An 8,034-nucleotide genomic window follows, 5' to 3' on the forward strand; every position below is an offset into this window, starting at 1 on the left:
CGCCCGCCCCGCTCCGGCGAAATTCCGACGCGCTCCATTTCCCCGGCCCATGAGCGGCATGGCTCACCGATATCCGGCGGGCCTGCCATCCTTCATACTCCCTCCCGTCGAATTCCCTGCCCGGACGGGGCTGCACGCCATTCCTGCCCGTCCGTGGAGCGCGACAGGAAAACATTTTCTCCGGCACCCCCGATTCCCCCGAGAAATCATGACCGAAATCAAAACTTTTCTTCAGGAAGGCAAAAACCGGGTGGCGGAGTTCGCCAATTCCAATCTGCTGAGTTGTCCGCCGCATGCTTCACTGGCCGAGGCCGCCCGGCTGATGCGGGAGCGAGCCTGCAGCTCGATCCTCGTCACCGAGGAGGACCGCCCGGTCGGCATCTGGACGGAGCGCGACGCGACGCGCATCGACTTCGCCGATCCGGCGGCGTTCGACCTGCCGGTGTCCTCGGTCATGAGCAAGCCGGTCGCCACGATCAGCGCCGACGCGGAGGCCGGCGAGGCGGTCATGCTGCTCGAGCAGGCCCGCATCCGCCACCTGGTGGTGGTCGACGGCTCGGGCAAGGCGGTCGGCATCGTCACGCAGACCGACCTCGTGCTGCGCTACGGCGTGGAGCATTTCCTGCGACTGCGGACCGTGGGCGAGGTCGCCGGCGGCCCGCCCCTGTGCCTGCCGGCGACGCTCGGCATCGGCGAGGCCGTCGTGCGCATGCGGGGCGCGGCTTGCGATGCGGCGCTCGTCGAGCGGCAGGACGGCGTCCTCGGCATCCTGACCGAAAGGGACCTGATCCGGCTGCTCGCCGGCCGCGAGACCCCTCCCGTGCTGCAGGACATCGCGAGCTTCCCGCTGCGCACCGTCCCGGCGACCTGGTCCCTGCTGGAAGCGCGGCGGCTGCTCATCGACGGGCACATCCGCCACCTGGGCATCACGGGGGCCGACGGCACCGTGATCGGTCTGCTCGGCCTGCACGACATCCTGCTGATGCTGCAGCGCAGCTACCAGGCGGACCTGATCCAGGCGCTCCACCAGCGCGACGAGGCGCTGACGCGCTTCCGGGAGGACCTGAGCCTGGCCAGACAGGTGATCGACTCCTCCGTCAACGCGCTGATGATCCTCGACGCCGGCGGGATCATCCGCAGCGTCAATCCGGCCTTCTCGCAGCTCACCGGCTATTGCAGCGAGGAGGCGGTGGGGCGAACCCCCGACGAGCTGCTGTTCGAGCGGCGCGCGCGGGTCCGCTCCTGCCGCGAGCTCTGCGTCCTCGTCGAGCGCGACGGGCACTGGCGAGGCCACCTGTGGGGGCGCAACAAGGCCGGCGAGCCGCGCGCGTACGCGATGAGCATCCATGCCGTCATCTTCGACGGGCGGCCCTCGGGGCACTATGCGGCGTCCTTCTTCGACGAGACCGAGAAGACCCGGGCCGAGCAGTTGCTGCGCGAGGAGCGCGACCTGATCGCGACCGGCCCGGTCGTGGTCTTCCGGCGGGAGGCGCGCGAGGGATGGCCGGTGAGCTACGTGTCGCCGAACGTCGCGGCGGTGTTCGGGCACGAGCCCCAGGACCTGCTCGCCGGCCGGCCCACCTTCCTGGCGCTCGTGCATCCCGGGGACCGCGAGCGCGTCCTCGCCGAGGTGCGGCGGCATCTCGAGGCCGGCGACGCCAACTTCCAGCAGCATTACCGCTTCCGCCGCGGCGATGGCGCCTGGCGCTGGATCGACGACTACACCTCGGTGGTGCGCGACGCGAACGGCCGCGTCACCGGCCTCAACGGCTACATCCTCGACGTAACGGAGCGGCGCAGCGCCGAGGACCGGCTGCGCCTGGCGGCCAGCGTCTTCTCCTGCGCGAACGAGGGCATCCTGATCACCGATCCAGACGGGCGCATCGTCGACGTGAACCACGCCTTCTGCCGCATCACCGGCTACGCGCGCGAGGAGGTGATCGGCCGGAGCCCGAAGCTGCTGCAGTCGGGCCGGCAGGGCGCGCCGTTCTACGCGGCGATGTGGCGCAACCTGATGGAACAGGGCCAGTGGTCCGGCGAGCTGTGGAACCGGCGCAAGGACGGGGCGGAGTATGCCGAGGCCCTCACCATCAGCGCGGTGCGGGACGAATCGGGGCGGACGCAGCACTATGTCGGGCTGATCTCCGACATCACGCGGCAGAAGAACCACCAGCGCGAGCTGGAGCGCATCGCGCACTACGACCCGCTGACCGGGCTGCCCAACCGCATCCTGCTCGCCGACCGCATGGGCGTCGCGCTCGCGCGCAGCCGACGCACGGGGGAGGCGCTGGCGGTCTGCGTGATGGACCTCGACGGCTTCAAGCCGGTCAACGACACGCTCGGCCACAAGGCCGGCGACTGCCTGCTGCAGGAGATCGCCGCGCGGCTGCAGGCCACGATCCGCGAGGAGGACACGGTGGCGCGCGTCGGCGGCGACGAATTCGTGCTGCTGCTCGGCGGCTTCAGGTCGGACAGCGATCATGAGCCCCTGCTCAGGCGCATCATCGCCGCGGTCGCCTCCCCGATCACGATCGAGGGCCGCCCGGTGCGGGTGTCGGCCAGCATCGGCTTCACCCTGTTCCCTGGCGATCCCGCCGAGGCGGACCAGCTGCTGCGGCATGCCGACCAGGCGATGTACGCGGCCAAGGCCCAGGGCAAGAACCGCTTCCATCGCTTCGACCCCGCGGCCGAGTCGCGCCTGCACGCGAGCCGCGACCTCCTCGCGCGGCTCGACGAGGCGATCGTGCAGCGGCAGTTCCTGCTGCACTACCAGCCCAAGGTGAACTGCCGCAGCGGCCGGGTCGTCGGCGTGGAGGCGCTGCTGCGCTGGGACCACCCCGAGCTGGGCCTGTCCCATCCCGGTGACTTCCTGTCGGACTTCGAGCAGGACGAGGCGATCGTGCGGGTGGGCGACTGGGTGATCGCCGAGGTGCTGCGCCAGATGGCGGCCTGGGACGCCGCGGGCGTGCGGATCGCGGTGAGCTTCAACGTCTCGGCGCGGCAGCTGCTCAAGGGCGGGCTGGACGCCTACGTGCTGGAGCAGCTCGGCCGCCATCCCGCGGAGCTCGCCGGCCGCCTGACGATCGAGGTGGTGGAAACCGCGGCGCTGGAGGACGTGCAGGCGGTGTGCCGCATCATGGCGCGCCTGCAGCCGCTCGGCATCCGCTTCTCGCTCGACGACTTCGGCACCGGCTACTCCACGCTGCTGCACCTGAAGCAGCTGCCGGTGAACGAGCTGAAGATCGACGCGGCCTTCGTGCGCGACATGCTCGGCAACCCGGGCGACTTCGCGATCGTCAACGGCGTGGCCGGGCTGGCGAAGGCCTTCGCGCGCGACCTGGTGGCCGAGGGCGTCGAGGGCGTGGAGCAGATCCACGCGCTGCGCGAGCTCGGCTGCGACGTGGTGCAGGGCTACGCGATCGCGCCGCCGATGCGCGCCGACGAGCTCCTGCGCTGGCTCGCCGACTTCCGCCCCGATGCGCGCTGGCAGAGCGGGGACGGAAGCGGGCAGCGCCTCAGTCCGCCAGATCGAACAGGCTCGTCGCCTCGAGATCCAGCACCTCTGTGCCCTGCTGGTTGAAGAGCTGCCAGCGCCAGCGCAGGATGCCGAGCCCGGCCTGGCTGCGCGAGCGGCGCACGTCGAGCACCGTCGCGCGCAGGCTCAGCGCGTCGCCCGGGCGCACCGGGTTGGGCCACTTCACGTAGGCCAGCCCCGGCGACGCGAAGGACTCGGAGCCGTGCAGCGCCGCCTCGGTCGCGAGCCGCATCGCGATGCCGCAGGTGTGCCAGCCGCTCGCGATCAGGCCGCCGAAGCGGCTGCGCTCGGCCGCCGCCTCGGGGTCGACGTGGAACCACTGCGGGTCGTAGGCGCGCGCGAAGGCCAGCACCTCCTCCTCGCTCACCGCGTAGGGGCCGGCCTCGATCAGCTGGCCTTCGTGGAAGTCGGCGAACCTCATGATGCGCCGAGGCGCGGTGCGCGCTTGCCGCCCAGCGCGGCGAGGCGGTCCTCGCCGGTCTCGGCGCGGGCGTCCGCCCTGTCCGGTTCCAGGCGGCGGCTCATGCGGCGGCTCCCGTCCAGGCGCGCTGACGCAGCCCGGGGCTGACGCGGTAGCGCTCGCCGCGGTAGTGCGCGTCGAGGTGCTCGAGCAGCTGCACGACCGCGCTCGCGTCCCAGCGCGCCAGCCACTCGAAAGGCCCGGCCGGGTAGTTGACGCCGAGCTTCATCGCGAGATCGGCGCCCTCGGGCGTGCACACGCCCTGCAGCACCGCGTCGGCCGACTCGTTGACCAGCATCGCGATGGTGCGCGCGACGACCAGCCCGGCCGCGTCGCGCATGCGCTGCGGCGCGAAGCCGGCGACACGCAGCCAGCGCGCCGCGTCGCGCTGCCAGGCCTCGCTCGCGCCGGCGGCCGGCGCCCACGCCAGCGCCGCGCCCGCGCCCGCGCCCGCGAAGCCGGCGATCGGCAGGTCGAAGACCGCGAGGTCCTGCACGCCGGTCTCGGCGCTGAGCTGCGCGGCCGGCCGCCCGTCGCTCAGGCGCAGCTGCGCCTCGTCGGCCTGCAGCCCGGTCCAGCCGCTGTCGCTCTGCCGGGTGAAGGCCACGCCGGCGGCCGCGAGCGCCTGCGCGAGGCCCTCGGCGACCGGGTCGCTGCCGTGCAGCTGCAGCAGCGCCGACTCGGGCGGGCCGTCCGCCGTCGCGGCGGCCGCCGGGGCCGGCGCGGCAGCGGCCGCGCCCTCGCGGTAGTCGTAGAAGCCGCGGCCCGACTTGCGGCCGAGCAGGCCGCCGTCGACCAGCTCGCGCTGCACCAGCGAGGGCGCGTAGCGCTTGTCGCCGAAGTTGGCCTGCCACACCGACTCGGTGACGGCGAAGTTGGTGTCGTGGCCGATCAGGTCCATCAGCTCGCACGGCCCCATGCGGAAGCCCGCGGCGCGCAGGCAGGCGTCGATCGCCCGCGGCTCGGCGGCGCGCTCCAGCAGCAGCGCGAGCGTCTCTGCGTAGTAGGGCCGCGCGATGCGGTTGACGATGAAGCCCGGCGTCGAGCGCGCGTGCACCGGCGTCTTGCCCCAGGCCATCGCGAGGTGGAAGATCGCCTCGGCCACCTCGCCCTCGGTGTGCAGCCCGGAGACGACCTCGACCAGCTTCATCAGCGGCACCGGGTTGAAGAAGTGCATGCCGACGAGCCGCCCCGGATGGCGCAGGCCGTTGGCGAGCGCGGTGATCGAGATCGACGAGGTGTTGGACGCGAGCACGCAGCCTTCGGGCACGATGTCCTCGAGTTGCCGGAACAGCGCGCGCTTCGCATCGAGGTTCTCGACGATCGCCTCGACGACGAGGCCCACCTCGCGCGCCTCGGCCAGCGACGCGACCGGGCGGATGCGCGCGGCGGCGGCCGCGGCCTCCCCGGGCTCGAGCCGGCCCTTGGCCGCAAGGCCCTCGAGCGTCGCGGCGAGCTTCGCCTGCGCCTGCGCCGCGGCCCCCTCGCGCGCGTCGAAGAGCATCACCGCGTGGCCGGCCTGCGCGGCGATCTGCGCGATGCCCGCGCCCATGATGCCCGCGCCGATCACGAGCACCGGGGTGGAGGGATCGATCCGGTTCATGGCTGGACCCATGCGGCGGGCCGCTTGTCGAGGAAGGCGACGAAGCCCTCGCGCGCCTCGTCGGTGCCGCGCACGCGGCTGATGGTCTGCGCGGTCAGCTCGCGCACCTCGGGCGTGACGGGGCCGACCTCGAGCTGGGCGAACAGTGCCTTGATCTCGCCGAGCGCACCGGGCCCGTTCTGCAGCAGCTCCTGCAGCACCGCGTCGACCGCGGCGTCGAGCTCCGCGGCCGCGACGACACGCTGCACCAGGCCGATCGCCAGCGCCTCGTCGGCGCCGATGCGGCTCGCGGTCAGCGCCAGGCGCTTGGCGTGGCGCTTGCCGACCGCGTTGGTCAGGTAGGGGCCGATCACCGAGGGCAGGATGCCGAAGCGCGCCTCGCTGACCGCGAACTTCGCGTCGTCCGCGGCCACCGCGATGTCACAGGCGCACGCGAGCCCGACGCCGCCGCCGAGCGCGACGCCCTGCACGCGCGCCACCGTCGGCTTCGGGCAGGACTCGATGCGGTGCAGCATCGCGGCGAAGCGCCGCGCGTCGGCGAGGTTCCACTCCGGCGACGCGGTGCTCGCGCGCTGCATCCACTGCAGGTCGGCGCCGGCGCTGAAGGCCTTGCCCTCGCCGGCGAGCACGATCGCGCGCGCTCCGGGGTCCACCGACAGCTGCTCGAAGGCCTCGGTCAGCTCGGCGATCATCGTCTCGTTGAAGGCGTTGAACACCTTCGGCCGCGCCATCTCGACGCGCACGACACCGCGCTCGCCGCGGGTGATCTTCAGCGTTTCCACAATTTGCTCCTCCTGGTCGGACATGGAAAAAGGCAGGCGTGCCGCTCGCGCGTGCAGCGCCTGCCCGGCCCCGGTCGTCGCGCCGGGTTCAGTAGGTCTCGAGATGCAGGCGGCCTTCGCGCTTGAGTGCAGCCCCGAGTGTCTCCCAGTCGAGCCCCGCCTGCTGCGCGACGTCGCGCAGCGCCAGCACGACGCCCTCCTCCATGCTCTTCAAGCCGCAGACGTAGAAGTAGGTGTCGGGGTTCTTCAGCAGCTCGGCGAGGTCGGCGGCGCGCTCGCGCATCGCGTCCTGCACGTAGCGCTTCGTGGCACCCGGCGTGCGCGAGAAGGCGAGGTTGACGTCGATGAAGTCCTTGGGCAGCTTCGACAGCGGACCGAAGTACGGCAGCTCTTCCTTCGTGCGCGCGCCGAAGAACAGCATCAGCTTGCCGCCCTCGAACTTGCCGCTCTTGCGCAGGCGCCGCCGCCACTCGGTCATCGCGCGCATCGGCGCGCTGCCGGTGCCGGTGCAGATCATCACGATGCTCGATCGGGGGTGGTTCGGCATCAGGAAGCTCGCGCCGAAGGGCCCGATCACCTGCACCGTGTCGCCGACCTTCAGGTCGCACAGGTAGTTCGACGCGACGCCGCGCACGGCCCGTCCCTCGTGGTCCGTCGTCACGCGCTTCACGGTGATCGACAGGTTGTTGTAGCCGGGACGCTCGCCGTTGCGCGGCGAGGCGATCGAGTACTGGCGCGCGACGTGCGGCTTGCCGCGCGCGTCGACGCCCGGCGGCACGATGCCGATCGACTGGCCCTCCAGCACCGGGAAGGGCAGCGCGCCGAAGTCGAGCACGAGGTGGTGCGTGTCGCTGTCGGTGCCGGCTTCGGTGACGCGGTAGTTGCCGGCGACGGTTGCGGTGGTCGGGTTCTTCGGGCCGTAGAGGTTGGTGTAGGCGTGCGCGGCCGACCAGGGCGGCAGCGTCGCGCCCCAGGCGGAGGACACGAAGGGCGTCTCGCCGCTGACGGCCGCGGGCAGCTCGGGCGTCGCGACGGGCGCGAGCGGCGCGTCCTCCACCACCGACGCGACGCCGGCGGCGGCGAGCTGGTCCTCGCTCAGCTCGGCGGGCAGCTCGTCCCACAGCAGCTGCTCCTCGATGGGATAGGCCAGCGCCTGGGGCATGTTGCGCCAGTTGTCGATCGCGCCGGTCGGGCACGGCGGCACGCAGGCCATGCAGCCGTTGCAGACGTCGGCCTTCACGACGTAGTTGCGGTCGTCGTGCGTGATCGCGTCGATCGGGCAGGTCGCCTCGCAGGTGTTGCAGCGGATGCAGATCTCGGGGTCGATCAGGTGCTGCCGGATGATGATCGACGGCGTTGCCATGTCCATGGTCTGTCCTTCAGGATATGCCGGCCCGGCGCACATGCGCGTCGGGCGGCAGGGCCTCGTCAAGCGGACACCACGGACCGGCTCTGCCGGGCCGGCAGTGTCGCCCCCTCGAGGGGGCGGCCGAAGGCCGCAGGGGGTGGGTCAATTGAATCTGACGTATTCGAAATCGATCGGCTGGCGGTTGATGCCCATCACCGGCGGCGCGATCCAGTTGGCGAACTTGCCCGGCTCGACGACGCGACCCATCAGGCTCGCGACGAAGGCGCGGTCCTCGGCCGAGGGCAG

The 8,034-nt window shown here is 72.0% G+C and carries 5 protein-coding genes; 1 reads left to right on the forward strand and 4 read right to left on the reverse strand.

Annotated features, from left to right (window positions below; translation table 11 throughout):
• The first annotated feature begins 208 nt into the window (after positions 1 to 208).
• Positions 209 to 3,580 (forward strand): EAL domain-containing protein, encoded by a 3,372-nt coding sequence (locus D3A59_RS04030; protein ID WP_170162296.1) that lies wholly within the window; start codon positions 209 to 211, stop codon positions 3,578 to 3,580.
• Here D3A59_RS04030 and D3A59_RS04035 read toward each other — a convergent pair.
• From D3A59_RS04035 to boxA, 4 genes are all read right to left on the reverse strand, one after another.
• The gene (locus D3A59_RS04035; protein ID WP_119153628.1) at positions 3,516 to 3,956 is read right to left on the reverse strand and encodes a MaoC family dehydratase; all 441 of its coding nucleotides are present in this window, start codon (positions 3,954 to 3,956) and stop codon (positions 3,516 to 3,518) included. The genes D3A59_RS04030 and D3A59_RS04035 overlap by 65 nt on opposite strands.
• Before the next feature lie 100 nt (positions 3,957 to 4,056).
• Entirely contained in the window at positions 4,057 to 5,598 is a 1,542-nt protein-coding gene (locus D3A59_RS04040; protein ID WP_119153629.1) for a 3-hydroxyacyl-CoA dehydrogenase, read from the reverse strand.
• Positions 5,595 to 6,404: an enoyl-CoA hydratase-related protein gene (locus D3A59_RS04045; protein ID WP_119153630.1), complete on the reverse strand. Its 810-nt coding sequence runs from the start codon at positions 6,402 to 6,404 to the stop codon at positions 5,595 to 5,597. Before D3A59_RS04045 ends, D3A59_RS04040 begins: the two co-directional genes overlap by 4 nt.
• A gap of 64 nt (positions 6,405 to 6,468) precedes the next feature.
• A complete protein-coding gene (gene boxA / locus D3A59_RS04050) occupies positions 6,469 to 7,749 on the reverse strand; it encodes a benzoyl-CoA 2,3-epoxidase subunit BoxA (protein WP_119153631.1) in 1,281 nt (426 codons plus the stop codon).
• Positions 7,750 to 8,034: the final 285 nt, after the last annotated feature.

It is taken from the genome of Caldimonas tepidiphila (assembly GCF_003569765.1).
GTDB lineage: Bacteria > Pseudomonadota > Gammaproteobacteria > Burkholderiales > Burkholderiaceae_C > Caldimonas > Caldimonas tepidiphila.